Here is a 16,127-nt window from a genome sequence, read left to right on the forward strand (position 1 = left end):
GTTGTCCCTACAAGGGATGGAAACAGGCCACTTGATGCGCGTCACCCTCCATCTGCGGCGCTTTTGCCCTGCACGCCTCGGTTGCCTTCCAGCAACGCGGCGCAAAAGCGCACCCGGGTGGAACATTCATCGGTGAGGGCAATTCACCCTCCAGCTTGATCCGGTCTTTCTTCGCTTCGGGATCCGCACGGGGGGTGGTCGACAATAGCGCTTTGGAGTAAGGGTGTCTGGGTGCGGCGAACAGATCTTCCTTGCTGGCCTTTTCGACGGCACGACCCAGGTACATGACGATCACGTCATCGGCGAAGTGTTTCACCACCGATAAATCATGCGAGATGAACAGGTAGGCAAGATTCAGCCGCTCCTGCAATTCTACCAGCAAGTTCAGGATCTGGCTCTGGATCGAGACATCCAGCGCAGAAACGGGTTCGTCCAGAACCAGGATGCGCGGATCCAGCATCAATGCGCGTGCGATGGCGATGCGCTGCCGCTGCCCGCCGGAAAACATGTGCGGGAACCGGTCGAAATGTTCCGGGCGCAACCCCACCAGAGTCATCATCTCTCGTGCCTTCGCCTCACGCTCTGCGGCGGAGATGTCGGGGCGGTTGATGACCAGAGGCTCCATCAGGATGGTTCCGATCTTCTGGCGCGGATTAAGCGAACCATAGGGGTTCTGAAATACGATCTGCACCGCTTCACGCAGTCCCGACCATACGGCGGGGGTTACTTCCTTGCCATCGATGGTCAGCCGACCTGCAGTAGGTTCTTCGATCATCGTCACCAGGCGCGCCAGCGTTGATTTTCCGCAGCCGGATTCGCCGACGACGGCCAGCGTCTTGCCTGCTTCCAGTTCGAAGTCGACACCTGCCAGAGCGCGGACGGTTTTCGCCTTTGACAGGAACCCTTCCTTGACCTCATAGAATCTTGCGAGACCTTCGGCTTTGACGATTGGGGCGGTCATCAGGCGGTCTCCTTCCGGCCGGTCAGGGCATAGTGGCACAAGGCGCGGCCAAGCTCGGGCCCATTGGCAACGGGCGGCACGGTATTGCATTTTTCATCGGCATACTGGCAGCGCGGCGCAAAAAGGCATCCTTTGGGCCGATCGAACTGACCGGGTACCACGCCCGGGATCGACGGCAGAAATTTGGACGTGGCCCGTTCGGGGAGCGCCGCCAGAAGTGCTGCGGTGTAGGGATGATAGGGATGGCGGAACAAATCCCGCACGGGCTGTTCCTCGACCTTCTGACCGGCATATTGCACCTGCACCCGTTCGGCCGTTTCGGCCACCACCCCCATATCATGGGTGATCAGCACCAGTCCCATGCCGGTCTCGTCGCGCAAAGATACCAGCAGATCAAGGATCTGGGCCTGAATGGTCACGTCCAGCGCGGTTGTCGGTTCATCCGCGATTAGCAACTTGGGCCGGCAGGCAATCGCCATTGCGATCATCACCCGCTGGTTCATGCCACCGGACATCTGGTGCGGGAACACGTTCAGGCGGCCTTCGGGCGCGGGAATGCCCACTTGCTCGAACAGCTCGATCGCCCGTTTATGCCGCGCCTTGCGATCCAGGCCCAGATGGATACGCAGCGCCTCCTTGATCTGGAACCCTACGGTAAAGCAGGGGTTGAGCGAGGACATCGGCTCCTGAAAGATCATTGCCAGATCTTTACCCACGATCTTGCGACGGTCGCGGGCGGACATGTCGCGCAGATCCAGGCCCTCGAACGTCATTTCGTCAGCGGTGATGGTCGCCGTCCAGGGCAAAAGCCCCATCAGGGCCAGCATCGATACGGATTTGCCCGAGCCGCTTTCGCCGACGATGGCCAGAATTTCACGCTTGTCGAGTGTCAGATTCATCCCGTCCACGGCCCTGAACTGGCCCGAGGAAGTGGCAAAATCTACGGAAAGATTGCGGATGCGCAACAGGCTCATGTCATCAGCTCCGCTTCAGTTTCGGGTCGAGCGCGTCGCGCAGGCCGTCGCCCATCAAGTTGATGGCCAGCACGGTCACAAGGATAGCAAGACCGGGAAAGGTCACCACCCACCACGCGCGAAGGATGAATTCTCGGGCCTCGGCCAGCATGGTGCCCCATTCCGGCGTGGGCGGTTGTGCGCCCATACCGAGGAAGCCCAGGGCGGCCGCGTCAAGGATCGCGGTCGAAAACGACAGTGCCGCCTGCACGATGATCGGCGCAAGGCAGTTGGGCAGCACGGTGATGAACATCAGCCGTGGCAGCCCTGCCCCCGCAACCCGCGCCGATGTCACATAGTCTTTTTGCCGCTCGGCCAGCACCTGTGCACGGGTCAGGCGCACATAGTGGGGCTGGAACACGATGGCGATGGCAATCATTGCGTTGGTCAGCGATGGACCGAGGATGGCCACCAGCACCAGCGCCAAAAGCAGCGAGGGGAAGGCCAAAATGATGTCCATGATCCGCATGATCAGCGTATCGACCGTTTTGGGCGCAAAACCCGAGAGTAGCCCGACGATGATCCCGCCCGAGGCGGCCACGGTCACCACGACGATTCCCACAAAGAAGGAATATCGCGATCCGGCGATCAGGCGCGACAGCATATCCCGGCCCAGAGGGTCGGTGCCCAGCGGAAAGGCCCAGCTACCGCCTTCGGACCATGCCGGGGGCTGCAATATATGGTCACGGAACTGTTCCGTGGGATCGTAGGGCGCAAGCCATGGTGCCAACGCCGCACACAGAACGAAGGCCGCAAAAAACCACAGCCCGATCACGGCACCGCGGTTTTCGCGGAAGTAATACCAGAACTCACGCAACGCACTGGGGCGTGCAGGGCTGACTGTGGGGGTTTGAATTGCTTGGTCCGCCATTACCGTTTCCTGATCTTCGGGTTGATCACGCCATAGAGCACGTCGACGATGAGGTTTACGATCATCACGATGGTGGCGATCAGCAAAAGGCCGCCCTGTACGACGGGGTAGTCGCGACGGAATATGCTGTCGACCATCCATTTGCCGATACCCGGCCAACTGAAGATCGTTTCGGTCAGAATCGCACCTGCCAGCAAGGTGCCCACCGACAGGCCAATCACAGTGATCACCGGGATCAGAGCATTGCGCAGCGCGTGCAGGCCGTTGATCCGCGCAGGGCTCAACCCCTTGGCGCGAGCAGTGCGGATATAATCTTCCCCCAGCACCTCCAGCATTGCCGACCGTGTCTGGCGCGCGATCACCGCAAGCGGGATGGTGCCCAGAACGATTGTCGGCAGGATTAGGTGCCGCACGGCCGATTTGAACGCGCCCGCCTGCCCGGAAAGCAGACTGTCGATCAGCATGAAGCCGGTGACGTCATCGAACCAGTAGATCAGATCAATGCGCCCCGACACCGGTGTCCAGCCCAGATTGCCGGAAAACACGATAATCAGCAGCAATGCCCACCAGAAAATCGGCATGGAATACCCGACCAGTGCCGATGACATGAGCATCCTGTCAAAGAACTTGCCCCGGTTCACGGCGGCGATCACGCCGGCGGGCAGCCCCAGTAGAACCGCGAAGATCATGGCGCAGAGAGAAAGTTCCAAAGTCGCCGGGAACAGCGAGAAGAACTCGTCCCAAACCGGCTTTTTGGTCACGAAACTCTCGCCCAGATTGCCGTGCATCACGCCCCACAGATAATCGACGTATTGCTGCCAGACGGGTTTGTCGAAACCCAGCTTTTCCACCATCTCCTGATAGCGTTCCTCGGTCATGCCACGTTCGCCGGCCATGACGATGATTGGGTCACCCGGCAGAACCCGGATGAACATGAAGGAAATGAACGTCACACCGATGAATGTCGGCAGAAACGTTCCCAGTCTCGATAACAAGTAGCGTAGCATCAGTGTCCCACGACCATGAGGTCTTTTGGAAAGGTTGTCAGGCTGCGATAGCCATCTTCGGTGATCAGCACGTCGTCTTCGATCCTGACACCAAATTTGCCCAACGCATAGAGGCCCGGTTCGTTGGTATAGACCGTGCCCGCGGGTAAAACGGCATGATTGCCACGCATGATGTAGGGTGCCTCGTGCACATCCCGGCCCAGCCCGTGGCCGGTCTTGGTGCGGATGCGGTCGGCATAGGGCGACGCCTCCAGCACGCCGATCACCGCATCGTCGATCTGATGCGCTGTCACGCCGGCACGGGTCACTTCGAGCCCCTTCACGTTGGCGGCGAGTACCGTATTGTAAACGTCGCGGCCTTCGTCGGAAACCTCTTCCACAAATACCGTTCTGGTTATGTCGGCGGCAAAACCATGCTTGCGGGCACCGAAATCGAACATCAGCGCGTCCCCTGCCTGTATCCGGTAGCCTTCGCGCGCGTGGGCATGCGGCATCGCCGAATTCTCGCCCGCGGCGACAATTGGTGAAAACGCCATGCCCTCTGCGCCCTCGGTGAACAGCGCGTGGATCAGGGCGGCTTCTATCTGTTTTTCGGTCTGACCGCTGCGCACGTTTTCCAGAACCCGGTGCAAGGCACGTTCGGATATGGCAATCGCGTCCTCCAGTGCGGCGATATCTTCGGGAGTCTTGATCATCCTCAGGCCGGATATTTCACCTTCCGCATCGATCAATTGCAGCTCTCCGTAAGCCTGTTTCAGCGCGTGATGGACAAAAACACGCATGACCTGACCTTCGACAGCCAGCCGTTTCAGCGGCAGATGCGCGGCCAGTGCGGCAAAAGCGTCTGAATATCCGGTCTGGTCGCGCCAGTCGAACACCGCACCCTCGAATCCGACCTTTGCCCAACTGGCCAGTTCAAGATTTGGAACAATCGCGGCGGGCGCACCTTCGGCCGGGATGATAACCACGAACGGGCGCTCATGGCTCATGAAGCTTTGCCCCAATGCACGGGTAAAGTTCGGTCCGGGCACCAGCGCCACTGCATCCACGTCCAGATCTCGGGCAATCTGGCGATATTGGGCAAAACGGTCGGCCATTGTATCTGTCTCCCCAGACAAAAAAGAACCGGGGCCACTCAAGGTGGCCCCGGTCCGAAGATGAGAACTTACTCGACGCTCACGCCATAGAAGATGTGACCGCCCAGCGGATGGACTTTATAGCCCTTGACGTTGTTCAGCATCGGCATGAATACCACTGAATGCGCGATGGTGGCCCAGGGCGCCTGCTCTTTGAAGACGACCTGCGCCTCTTCGTACAGTTTGGTGCGCTCGGCAACGTCTGTCGACTGCTTGGCCTTCTGGATCAGTTCCTCGAACGGCTCGTGGCACCACTGAGCGCGGTTCGACGCTTCGACACCGCTACATCCCAGCAGAACGGCCAGGAAATTGTCCGGATCGCCGTTATCGCCGGTCCAACCCAGAAGAATGGCACCGTCACGGTTCAGTTCACGCGAGCGCGACAGATATTCACCCCATTCGTAGGACACGATCTCGACATCCACGCCAACCTTGGCAAAATCGGCCTGGATCAATTCGGCCATGCGGCGGGCGTTCGGGTTGTACGGGCGCTGCACCGGCATTGCCCAGACCTTCATGCTCAGGTCGGTGACGCCTTCGGCTTCCAAAGCGGCCTTGGCAGCTTCGGGATCATAGGCGTCGTCCACGATGGCTTCGTTGTAGCTCCACATCGTGGGCGGAATCGGGTTCTTGGCGGCCTGCCCCGAGCCCTGGAACACCACGTCGATGATCGCGTTCTTGTCGATGGCCATGTTCAGCGCCTTGCGGACCTTCGGGTTGTCGAAGGGTTCCATGGTGGTGTTGTAGGCCAGATAGCCGACGTTCAGACCTTCCTGCTCCATCATGTTGATGGCCGGATCGTCCTTCATCGCCTGAATGTCAGCCGGGTTCGGATACGGCATTACGTGACATTCACCAGCCTTAAGCTTCTGATAACGAACCGAAGCGTCAGGGGTGATCGCAAAGATCAGCTGATCGACGTCCGCCTTGCCACGCCAATAGTCTTCGTTGGCCTGATAGCGGATCACGGCGTCTTTCTGATAAGCCACCATTTCGAACGGGCCGGTACCGATCGGATCGGTGTTGATCTTCTCGGGTGTACCCGCGTCCATCATGGCCTGCGCATATTCGGCCGACAGGATCGAGGCAAAGTCCATCGCCATGTTGGCGACAAAAGGAGCCTCGGGGTTATTCAGGGTGAACTTGACCGTATAGTCGTCAACCTTTTCGACCGATTTCACCAGTTCCGGCATACCCATGCCGTTGAAATACTCCCAGGTCCCGCCGTTTACCTTGTTGAATGGGTGGTCCTCTTGCCGCTGGCGTTCAAAAGTGAAAATCACGTCGTCGGCATTGAAGTCGCGCGACGGGGTGAATTCGTCATTCGAATGAAACTTGACACCTTTGCGCAGCGTGAAGGTGTATTCGAGCCCGTCGTCGCTTGCTTCAACGCTTTCCGCCAGTCCCGGAATCACGTTGGTGGTGCCGGTCTCGAATTCCATCAACCGGTTATAGAGGGGATGTGACGAGGCGTCGAACGTGGTGCCGGCGGTGAACAGCGCCGGGTCAAAGCCTTCCGGCGACCCTTCCGAACAATAGACAAGTGTGCCAGCCGCCAAAGCCGGCGTCGTCATCAATGCGGTTGCCGCCGTTGCGGCCAATATCCTGAATTTCATTATCTACTCCCTTGTTCTTATTTCTGATCGCTTCAGCGCATCAGAATTCATGCAACTTCCCTGACAAATGCGCTGACAGGGAAACTGTATGTTGTTTTTATTATATTGCATCCAATATCAACCTCATTCGTTCGGAATTCCGTTCCGCGCAACAGAAGCGGCCCGCCGTCAAGACTGGGGGACCGAAAATTTCAAATCGATCCTTTGAATGGGTCGAATGTTGTCGGGTCCCAAGCGCGAGTGGCGTCGGACCAAAGGGAATCACGGCAAAATGAAACCCGCTTCGGCGGATCGTCTGTGAACCACTATCGGTCCCAAACTCGGACCAAAGTCTCTTTTCTTGTCCGGTTTGCTGGGGAATATGGAAACATGAAGATTTTCGGGCGATACGCGGCGATATGGCAGCGGATGTCATTGGCCACCCAGTTTGGCCTTGCCGGCGGAGTGGTTCTGTGTGTTGCAGCCCTCATCGTCGGCGCCATCGTCACGCATCGGATCGAGGAAAGTGTCGTCCGCAATACCGCCAATTCAACCGCACTTTACATGGAGAGTTTCGTTTCCCCGATCTCACAGCAGCTTGCGGAGAGCGATGAACTGTCTGAAAACGCACAGATTGCTCTGGACGAGATTTTCAACAACACGCCTTTGGGTGAACGCATCGTTTCCTATAAAATCTGGAAGAAGGGCGGGCGTATTGTAGAGGCGTCCGATCGAAGCCTGATCAATCGCGTCTTTGAAGTCAGCGCACCCTTGAAAGCAGCCTGGCAAGGACAGGTGAGCGGCGAATTCGAGGAAGTCGGGGATGAGGAGGCCGAAGGAGAGAGCGCGCTTGGCATCCCGTTGCTGGAAGTCTATTCGCCAATTCATGAGGTCTGGACCGGTGAAGTCATCGCGGTGGCGGAAATCTATGAAGCCAACCCCCAGTTGCGCAACGATCTTATCGCTGCGCGCCAGACAGCCTGGGCGACGGTGGTCGGCGTCATATCCGCCATCGGAGCGGCACTATATCTGATCGTGCGCCGCGGCAGCCGCACGATCGAACGTCAACGGGCCGGGCTGGACGCCCAGTTCCGGGACCTGCGCGCGCTGTCAGCGCGAAATCTTGACCTGCGGCGGCGCGTGCAGGAAGCGGCGGCAAGATCGGCGGCCAGCACGGAACATGCGCTGCGCCAGATCGGCGCCGACTTGCATGACGGTCCGGCACAATACCTCGCGTTCGCAACACTGCGTCTCGACGATCTGCGCGAAAAGCAAACCGGCGCGGCCGCGCTGGCCGAACTGGATGGCGTCAATGACGCGCTGAAGCAGGCCATGGACGAGGTTAGGTTCATTTCGCAGGGCCTGTCGCTTCCCGACATCGCCGACATCCGGCTATGCGATGTTGTCGAAAAGGCCGTCAACGCCCATGAAAGCCGAACGGAACAGACCGTCACCGTCGATTGCGACGGTGACACATTCAACGCCTCACCCGCAGAGCGGATCTGTATCTATCGCTTTGTTCAGGAAGGTCTGAACAACGCTTCACGCCATGGCGGTGGAAGCGGAATGTTGGTCGAAATGACAAGCGACAACCGGACACTTTCGCTCGCCGTTCGGGACCGTGGCGCCGGGTTCGGGCCAGGCGGCCCGCGTCTTGGCCTTGGCCTTAGCGGCTTGCGCGACCGTGTCGAAAGCCTTGGCGGTACTTTTCGGGCGTCCAATCGAAGAGGCGGCGGCAGCGAAATCGAAATGATGCTTGAGACAGGAGATCACCGATGACAAGAACACGTGTCGTATTGGCTGATGATCACCCTCTGTTTCGGGATGGAGTTGCCCGTACACTGGATGAAAGCGAGGGCTTCGAAGTCGTTGGCCAAGCCGCAACCGGGCAGGAGGCCGTTGAAATGACCGAGCGCCTGAAGCCCGATCTGGTTCTGCTGGATCTATCCATGCCGGATGGCGGTCAGTGGGCTCTGACTGAGATTATCAAAAGTGAACACAAGGCGCTGGTGGCAATGCTGACCGTATCCGAGGACGACGATTCCATACTGGCGGCCCTTTCTGCCGGCGCGGCGGGTTATGTGCTCAAAGGGGTCGGTTCACGTGAATTGATCCGTATTCTGACGGACCTGGTTGCGGGCCGCAGCTATGTCGCGCCGTCCCTGGCGGCAAAGGTTCTGACCCGAATGAACAGACCGCGTCCGCCGGTCGAGCAAATCAATCCAATTGGCACTTTGTCAAAGCGGGAAGAGGATATCTTGCGGCTGGTTTCAGAGGGAAAAAGCAACAAGGAAGTGGGGCTTGCGCTGCAGCTTCAGGAAAAAACCGTCAAGCATTACATGACTGCGATCCTGCAAAAATTGCAGGTCCGCAATCGTACCGAAGCCGCCCTATTGGCACAAAGCCATTGGGGAAACCTCTGACATGATCGTTGACGCCTGACACAAACTCGCCATTCCGATCTTGCGTGCGGCACTATCCGGCACATTCATAGGGCGCCAGACTTTCTGCAAAAGCGTCCAGAAAATCCAGCGCCAGCAGTGATCTGCTCCCCGCAATTGGTTTGAGGATCGAAAGCCGATGAGGGACTTTGGGTTCGAACTCCCGTATTTCCAGCCCTTTTCCACGAAACGGCTCGGCATCCAGAGCGGAGACGACGGAAATCCCCTGCCCCTGGTTGACGATCATGCAGGCGGTGGTGAACTGGCGAACCTCGATCCATGAATTTATTAGTGATCCATACTCGGCGAAAGCCGACGACAGATGGCCAAAAAAGTTGCTGTCCCGGCGGGTGTGGATGATCTTTTCGGCTCGCAGATCCATAGGGTTAATGACTTCCCTGTCGGCCAGTGGATGTCCTTTGGGAATAACGCAAACCGTGCGGATCATGATGTCTTCACTTTCGACGGTGGGATGTCCGGTGAATCCATCCGTGATACCGCAGTCATATTGCTCACCGACTATCCATTCGAGGATGCGCTCCGGCCGGTCCGGTTCCAGCGTCACCGTCACGCCGGGCCTTTCCTCAAGGAAATCTGCCAGCACCGCAGGCAGGTGACTGGTGGCGAAACCGGGCAAGCACGCAATTCTGATATGGCCGGCGGTTCGTTCCGACAGGTCCCGATTGAGATCTTCCAGATGACGCAGGCTGTCAAAAATGCGCCCGACTTCGGACAGCAGGTACCGCGCCTCGCTGGTGGGCACCAGCCTGCCGCTTTCGCGGATGAAAAGTTCCACCGCGACGGTTCTGGAAAAGTCGGACAGCAACCGGCTGACAGCGGGCTGGGATATCTCCAGCCTTTGCGCCGCTCGGGTCATCGAACCAGTCTGCGCGACGGCCTGAAACGCCTCAAGTTGCCTGAGTTTGAACTTCATATGCCCACCGAGGTTAGAAACCGATTTCTCGTGAATAATGTTTTGTTATATTATTTGTCAAAAAACTTTTGCTTGCATTATTCTCATGGTTGCTCGAATGCTGACTCACACATACGCAGTGGGAGGTAACAAATGTCTGTCAAATCCATCTTTTTTGCGTCCTCTGTCGCGATGGCGATGGCGACGACCGCGCTGGCTCAGACCGAGATTCAGTGGTGGCACGCAATGGGCGGAACCAATGGCGAGCGCGTCAACAAGATCGCCGAGGATTTCAACGCGACCCAGGGCGATTACAAGATCGTTCCTGTCTACAAGGGTAATTACACCGAAACCATGACCGCAGCGATTGCGGCTTTCCGCGCCAAGGAACACCCGGCCATCGTTCAGGTGTTCGAGGTCGGCACCGCAACGATGATGGCGGCGGAGGGTGCGGTTTACCCCGTCGAACAGCTCATGAAGGATGCCAACGAACCTTTCGACGGCGAGGCGTTCCTGCCAGCGGTTGTGTCCTACTATCAGACGCCCGAAGGCGAGCTTTTGTCGATGCCGTTCAACAGCTCGACGCCGGTTCTGTGGTACAACAAGGACGCGCTAGAAGCTGCGGGCGCCGATGTTCCCGCAACCTGGGAAGAGGTCAAGGCATCGGCCCAGAAGCTGGTGGACAGCGGCATGAAATGCGGTTTCTCCTTTGGCTGGCAATCCTGGGTGATGATCGAGAATTTCTCGGCCTGGCACAACATGCCGATCGGCACCGAGGAAAACGGTTTTGCGGGATTCGACACCGAATTCACCTTTGACAACGACAAGATTGCGGCGCGTCTGGATGACATTGCCGCGATGTCGGACGGCAACCTGTTTGTCTACGGTGGCCGCCGGGGCGACAGCCTTCCGATGTTCACGAATGGCGAATGTGGCATGTGGATGAACTCGTCGGCCTATTATGGTTCGATCAAGTCGCAGGCCGAGTTCGAATTCGGTCAGACCATGCTGCCGCTCGACACCTCGATCGCCGATGCGCCGCAAAACTCGATCATTGGGGGCGCGACCCTGTGGGTGCTCAGCGGGCGGGACGAGGCCGAATATCCCGGCGTCGCCAAATTCCTGACCTATCTGTCTTCGCCCGAGGTTCAGGCCTGGTGGCATCAGGAAACCGGGTATGTCCCGATCACAACGGCCGCCTATGTGCTGTCGAAGGAACAGGGGTTTTATGATTCAAATCCGGGCACGGACACGGCAATCCAACAACTCAGCCTGAATACGCCGACGCCGAACAGCCGCGGGCTGCGGTTCGGCAATTTCGTTCAGGTCCGGGATGTGATCAACGAAGAGATGGAGGAAGTCTGGGCCGGAAACAAAACCGCAACCGAAGCCCTGGGCACGGCCGTTGAACGCGGTAACGACCTGCTGCGCAAATTCGAGCGGACGGCGAACTGATCCTCATCGTAACATCGGCCCCGCGTTTGCTGTCGGCGCGTGGGGCCTGATGATTTCCGGAGACGACCATGCTCAAACGTGTGCATTTTCCGACCTCGCCCCTGCCCTATCTTCTTGTGGCGCCCCAACTGGTCATCACCTTGGTGTTCTTTATCTGGCCGGCCAGTCAGGCTGTGTACCAGTCTTTTCTGATCCAGGATGCGTTTGGTCTGGGCACCGAGTTCGTATGGTTTGAAAACTACGGGGTTTTGTGGTCCGACAAGGGATATATCGCCACATTCTGGCGGACCGCCTATTTCTCTCTGGCGGTGACTGCCCTGTCGATGGTTTTTGCCCTATTTCTGGCCGGTTTTGCGCAACGTGTTCTGCGTGGTGCACTATTCTATCGCACGATGCTAATCTGGCCATATGCCGTGGCGCCCGTTCTTGCCGGCGCGCTTTGGGTGTTCATGTTCAACCCCACACTGGGAATTTTCCCTTATTTCCTCGATTTTCTGGGTATCGAATGGAACCACTATCTGAGTGGTGGCCAGGCCATGCTATTGGTCATTCTGGCGGCGGCCTGGAAACAGGTGGCCTATAACTTTCTGTTCTACCTTGCGGCGATGCAATCGATCCCCAACAGCGTGATCGAAGCCGCGGCCATGGATGGCGCGGGGCCGTCGCGCCGGTTCTGGACAATCGTCTTCCCGCTGATCTCGCCCACAACGTTTTTCCTGCTTGTGATCAACATGGTCTACGCTTTTTTTGAGACCTTTGGAATCATACATGCGGTTACCCAAGGCGGTCCCGGCACATCGACCACGATCCTCGTCTACAAAGTGTTCAATGACGGCTTTGTCGGTCTTGATCTCGGGGGTTCGGCTGCGCAGTCGGTCATCCTGATGGCCCTCGTCATCGCCATGACTGTCATCCAGTTCCGCTATGTCGAACGAAAGGTGGAATACTGATGATCGAGAACCGCCCTGTAACCGATACGCTGACCCACGTGGTTCTGATCCTGGGGGTTGCCGCAGTGGCGCTGCCGGTCTGGATCACATTCGTGGCCGCGACCCATAGCGAGCTACGGATGAGCCAGGCACCGCTGCCCCTGCTCCCCGGCGGCTATTTCTGGCAAAATCTGAAACAGACACTGTTCGGCGCTGGTCTGCGCGGAACCGAAATCGCTCCGGTCTGGCTGATGCTGCTCAACAGCCTTGCAATGGCCCTGATGATCGCAATCGGCAAAATCGCGATCTCGCTTTTGTCGGCCTTTGCCATTGTCTATTTCAAATTTCCGTTCCGTATGCTGAGTTTCTGGCTGATCTTTATCACCCTGATGCTGCCCGTCGAGGTGCGCATCCTTCCCACGTTCGAGGTGGTCGCCAACCTCGGAATGCTGAACAGCTATTGGGGCCTGTCGATCCCGCTGATCGCGTCGGCAACGGCGACGTTCATGTTCCGGCAGGTGTTTCTGACAGTCCCCGACGAGCTGCTTGAAAGTGCACGAGTTGATGGAGCCGGCCCAATGCGGTTTTTCTGGGACATCCTGCTGCCGATGTCGCGCACGAATATCGCCGCGCTGTTCGTGATCCTGTTCATTTTCGGCTGGAACCAGTATTTGTGGCCGCTGCTGATCACGACCGATACTTCAATGACCACCATCGTGATGTCGATCAAGCAGATGCTCGAAGCAGCCGAACAAACCCCTCTTTGGAACATCATCATGATGACCGCCCTATTGGCGATGATCCCGCCGATCGTCGTCGTCATCGCGATGCAAAAGCTCTTTGTCCAGGGCTTGACGGAAACTGACAAATAAGGCGCCCCTATGGCTGAAATTCATCTCAAAGACCTCGTCAAATCCTATGGGCCGACCGAAGTTCTGCACCATGTCGATGGCGAGATAGCTGATGGCGAGTTCATTGTCATCGTCGGCCCCTCGGGTTGCGGCAAGTCCACTCTTTTGCGCATGGTTGCGGGGCTTGAAACTGTCACTTCCGGCGAAATCCGCATTGGCGACCGGCGCGTGAATGACCTGGAACCGGCGCAGCGGGATATCGCGATGGTGTTCCAGAACTACGCTCTGTACCCGCACATGTCGGTGCGCGACAACATCTCTTACGGCTTGAAAATCCGCAAATTGCCTAAGGACGAAATCAACCGCCGTGTTGAAAGCGTCGCCGACATTCTGGAAATCCGCCAATACCTTGACCGTAAGCCGCGACAGCTGTCGGGTGGCCAGCGGCAACGCGTCGCCATGGGCCGGGCCATTGTCCGTGACCCGCAGGTATTTTTGTTCGATGAACCGCTGTCAAACCTGGACGCCAAGTTGCGGGTGCAGATGCGCCTGGAAATCCGCAAGCTGCAACAGCGTCTTGGTGTCACCTCGATCTATGTGACCCATGATCAGGTCGAGGCCATGACATTGGGTGACAGGCTCATGGTTCTGAATGGCGGGTATGTGGAACAGTTCGGGACGCCAATCGAACTTTACGATGCCCCGGCATCTGTTTTTGTCGCCGGTTTCATCGGCAGTCCCGCGATGAATTTCGTCAGCGTCAGGACAGATGGCGGGTCGGCCACATTGCCAAACGGCGTGGCCGTGCCCCTGGAGAATCCGTTTTCCGGCGAGGCGATCATGGGTCTGCGTCCCGAACACCTGATTCCGGATGCAGAGGGGCCGATAGCCCTGGAAGTGGACCTGCTGGAACAACTTGGCGCCAACACTTTGTTGCATGGTCGCCTGCAGGACACAGATCAGGATCTGATTGCATCGGTTCCGGGGCATATCACCATCGAACAGGGAACGACACGGCACTTCTCGATCAATCCCGGGCTGGTTCACCTGTTTGACCCCGCAACCGAAAAACGGCTGCGAACCGGATGAAGTTTCCACAGATCAAGGCGTTTTCGGGTGGTGCCCGCACCATCCGCATCATCGGACACCGGGGGGCACGCGGCGTCTTGCCGGAAAACACGTTGGCAGGCTTTGAGTTTGCACTTTCCTGCGGTGTCAGGCTTTTGGAGTTCGATGTTGCGATCAGTCGGGATCGGGTGCCGGTGATCACGCACAATCACCGCCTTAGCAATGCCATGGTCCGCGACGAAAATGATCGGTGGCTGTGCGGTGAAGAACGCAAGGTGTCATCGCTTACCATGGCCGAACTGTCACGCTATGACGTAGGTGGGCTGGATGGCCGCAGCGAATATGGTCGGCGTTTTCCCGATCAGGCGTTTTTGTACGATACGCGCATCCCGCGTTTGAGCGAGTTGTTCGAACTCGTGAACAGGCCCGGAAACGGGGATGTTCACTTGATGCTTGAAATCAAATCGGATCCCGAAATTCTGAATAACAGCAAGCGGCGCAAGGATCTGGTCGTCGCAGTCGTCGCCGACATTCGCAATGCCCGGCTGGTGGACCGCACGATCCTGCACAGTTTTGACTGGGGTCTGTTGGAGGAGTGCCGCCGACAGGCACCAGACATGCCGACTTCGTACCTGTCCGAACTGCCCGTCAACGACGACGAGATTGGCGAGGACTCCTCGAAATCGGTCGGCCCGGATCTGAGCGGTGGCGCAGATAGCGTGCCCGACTTGGTATTCCGTGCCGGTGGCCAGTTCTGGTGCCCGCGCTTTCCGGATATCACCGCCACGGCCATCGCGCGCGCCCGTGCGCTTGGGCTTTGCGTTGCGGTGTGGACCGTAAACGAACCGGAAGATATCGATCAGATGATCGACCTCGGCGTCGATGCCATCGTAACGGACTATCCGGGCCGGGTTCAGCGCCGCCTGACAGCGCGCGGATACACCTGGCTGGATGATATCCGGGGCGCGGCACAAGCATGAACTCGTCTCAAGCTGCATTTGACAGGTACGAGGAAATCCGCCCGCGCCTGCCAAACATTCCGAACCGCAGCGTCGCTCGGTCAATCACGTCTCTTCTTGATATTCGGGATCATGCCGATGCCTTCGTCTTTGACGCTTTTGGCGTCCTCAACGTGGGGAACACCCTGATCCCTGGCGCCGACCGGCGGTTGGAGCAGCTGCGCCGGAGCGGGTGTGCCATCCGTGTCCTGTCCAACGCGGCAAGTTACGGCAAGGCGCACACGGTTCGTAAATTCCACAATCTCGGCCTGTCTTTGAAAGACAATGAAATAGTTACCAGTCGCGACGCAATCTTTCCCCATCTCGATAATCGCTTGTGGGGGCTCATCGCGGCCGACGACGATGCGGCGCTGGATTTCACTGTTCCGACCGCCAGATTGAACGATGATGCGTCGGCCTATGACCGATCCGGGGGCATCGTCTTTTTGTCCACTGCCAACTGGTCCGAGAAACGTCAGTCGCTACTCGAGGCCTCCCTGCTGGCAAATCCCCGCCCGTTGATCATTGCGAATGCGGATATTGTCGCGCCCCGTGGCAACCACCTGTCGCTTGAGCCGGGATATTATGGGCATCGTCTGGTCGATCTGGGACATCACATGGCAAAGTTTTTCGGCAAACCCTTTCCGGACGTCTACCGCCTTGTCGCCCGCACTCTGCCCGGCATCCCGCCGGAACGGATCATCATGTGTGGAGATTCCCCCCACACCGACATTCTTGGGGCGGCCGCACAGGGCTGGAAATCGGTCCTGGTGACCCGTGACGGTCTGTTTGCCGGACAGGACACGAATGCGCTGAACCACAACTGCGGCATTCACGCAAACTGGCAGTTGGAGCGGATCTGATCGGAACCGGAACTCAAGGGTCACCG

The 16,127-nt window shown here is 58.0% G+C and carries 15 protein-coding genes; 8 read left to right on the forward strand and 7 right to left on the reverse strand.

The genetic code is table 11. From position 1 onward, the window contains the following. Positions 1 to 7 precede the first annotated feature (7 nt). The 6 genes from ACR0AO_RS20275 to ACR0AO_RS20300 all read right to left on the reverse strand — a co-directional run bounded on the left by ACR0AO_RS20275 (position 8) and on the right by ACR0AO_RS20300 (position 6,604). Complete coding sequence (locus tag ACR0AO_RS20275; protein ID WP_480607722.1) at positions 8 to 961, reverse strand: dipeptide ABC transporter ATP-binding protein; 954 nt, start codon at positions 959 to 961, stop codon at positions 8 to 10. Further along, a complete protein-coding gene (locus ACR0AO_RS20280) occupies positions 961 to 1,935 on the reverse strand; it encodes an ABC transporter ATP-binding protein (RefSeq protein WP_480607724.1) in 975 nt (324 codons plus the stop codon). Before ACR0AO_RS20280 ends, ACR0AO_RS20275 begins: the two co-directional genes overlap by 1 nt. Before the next feature lie 4 nt (positions 1,936 to 1,939). Continuing rightward, positions 1,940 to 2,845, reverse strand: coding sequence for an ABC transporter permease subunit (locus ACR0AO_RS20285; protein WP_480607727.1), 906 nt, complete (start codon positions 2,843 to 2,845; stop codon positions 1,940 to 1,942). After that, positions 2,845 to 3,852 carry an ABC transporter permease subunit gene (locus ACR0AO_RS20290; RefSeq protein WP_480607729.1) on the reverse strand — a complete coding sequence of 336 codons (1,008 nt, stop codon included), beginning with the start codon at positions 3,850 to 3,852 and terminating at the stop codon, positions 2,845 to 2,847. Before ACR0AO_RS20290 ends, ACR0AO_RS20285 begins: the two co-directional genes overlap by 1 nt. Further along, positions 3,852 to 4,949 (reverse strand): M24 family metallopeptidase, encoded by a 1,098-nt coding sequence (locus ACR0AO_RS20295; protein WP_480607732.1) that lies wholly within the window; start codon positions 4,947 to 4,949, stop codon positions 3,852 to 3,854. Before ACR0AO_RS20295 ends, ACR0AO_RS20290 begins: the two co-directional genes overlap by 1 nt. A 68-nt stretch (positions 4,950 to 5,017) precedes the next feature. After that, on the reverse strand, positions 5,018 to 6,604 hold the full coding sequence (locus ACR0AO_RS20300) for an ABC transporter substrate-binding protein (RefSeq protein ID WP_480607735.1): 1,587 nt from the start codon (positions 6,602 to 6,604) through the stop codon (positions 5,018 to 5,020). A gap of 369 nt (positions 6,605 to 6,973) precedes the next feature. Here ACR0AO_RS20300 and ACR0AO_RS20305 point away from each other — a divergent pair, with 369 nt between their 5' ends. After that, on the forward strand, positions 6,974 to 8,362 hold the full coding sequence (locus ACR0AO_RS20305) for a sensor histidine kinase (RefSeq protein WP_480607738.1): 1,389 nt from the start codon (positions 6,974 to 6,976) through the stop codon (positions 8,360 to 8,362). After that, positions 8,359 to 9,006, forward strand: coding sequence for a response regulator (locus ACR0AO_RS20310; protein WP_480607741.1), 648 nt, complete (start codon positions 8,359 to 8,361; stop codon positions 9,004 to 9,006). The genes ACR0AO_RS20305 and ACR0AO_RS20310 overlap by 4 nt, the downstream gene beginning before the upstream one ends. Positions 9,007 to 9,058: 52 nt before the next feature. On the opposite strand, the gene ACR0AO_RS20315 is transcribed toward ACR0AO_RS20310, so the two are convergent. Then, complete coding sequence (locus ACR0AO_RS20315; protein WP_480607743.1) at positions 9,059 to 9,958, reverse strand: LysR substrate-binding domain-containing protein; 900 nt, start codon at positions 9,956 to 9,958, stop codon at positions 9,059 to 9,061. Between the two features lie 132 nt (positions 9,959 to 10,090). Between ACR0AO_RS20315 and ugpB the strand changes: the two genes are divergently transcribed. The 6 genes from ugpB (at position 10,091) to ACR0AO_RS20345 (ending at position 16,101) form a co-directional block, all read left to right on the forward strand. After that, on the forward strand, positions 10,091 to 11,392 hold the full coding sequence (gene ugpB / locus ACR0AO_RS20320) for a sn-glycerol-3-phosphate ABC transporter substrate-binding protein UgpB (RefSeq protein ID WP_480607746.1): 1,302 nt from the start codon (positions 10,091 to 10,093) through the stop codon (positions 11,390 to 11,392). 68 nt (positions 11,393 to 11,460) lie between these two features. Further along, complete coding sequence (gene ugpA, locus ACR0AO_RS20325) at positions 11,461 to 12,342, forward strand: sn-glycerol-3-phosphate ABC transporter permease UgpA (RefSeq protein WP_480607748.1); 882 nt, start codon at positions 11,461 to 11,463, stop codon at positions 12,340 to 12,342. Further along, a complete protein-coding gene (gene ugpE, locus ACR0AO_RS20330) occupies positions 12,342 to 13,193 on the forward strand; it encodes a sn-glycerol-3-phosphate ABC transporter permease UgpE (RefSeq protein WP_480607751.1) in 852 nt (283 codons plus the stop codon). The genes ugpA and ugpE overlap by 1 nt, the downstream gene beginning before the upstream one ends. Before the next feature lie 9 nt (positions 13,194 to 13,202). Further along, entirely contained in the window at positions 13,203 to 14,261 is a 1,059-nt protein-coding gene (locus ACR0AO_RS20335) for a sn-glycerol-3-phosphate import ATP-binding protein UgpC (protein ID WP_480607754.1), read from the forward strand. Next, positions 14,258 to 15,220 (forward strand): glycerophosphodiester phosphodiesterase family protein, encoded by a 963-nt coding sequence (locus tag ACR0AO_RS20340; RefSeq protein ID WP_480607757.1) that lies wholly within the window; start codon positions 14,258 to 14,260, stop codon positions 15,218 to 15,220. The genes ACR0AO_RS20335 and ACR0AO_RS20340 overlap by 4 nt, the downstream gene beginning before the upstream one ends. Further along, the gene (locus tag ACR0AO_RS20345; RefSeq protein ID WP_480607759.1) at positions 15,217 to 16,101 is read left to right on the forward strand and encodes an HAD-IIA family hydrolase; all 885 of its coding nucleotides are present in this window, start codon (positions 15,217 to 15,219) and stop codon (positions 16,099 to 16,101) included. Before ACR0AO_RS20340 ends, ACR0AO_RS20345 begins: the two co-directional genes overlap by 4 nt. Positions 16,102 to 16,127: the final 26 nt, after the last annotated feature.

The organism is Ruegeria sp. AF8 (assembly GCF_056541825.1).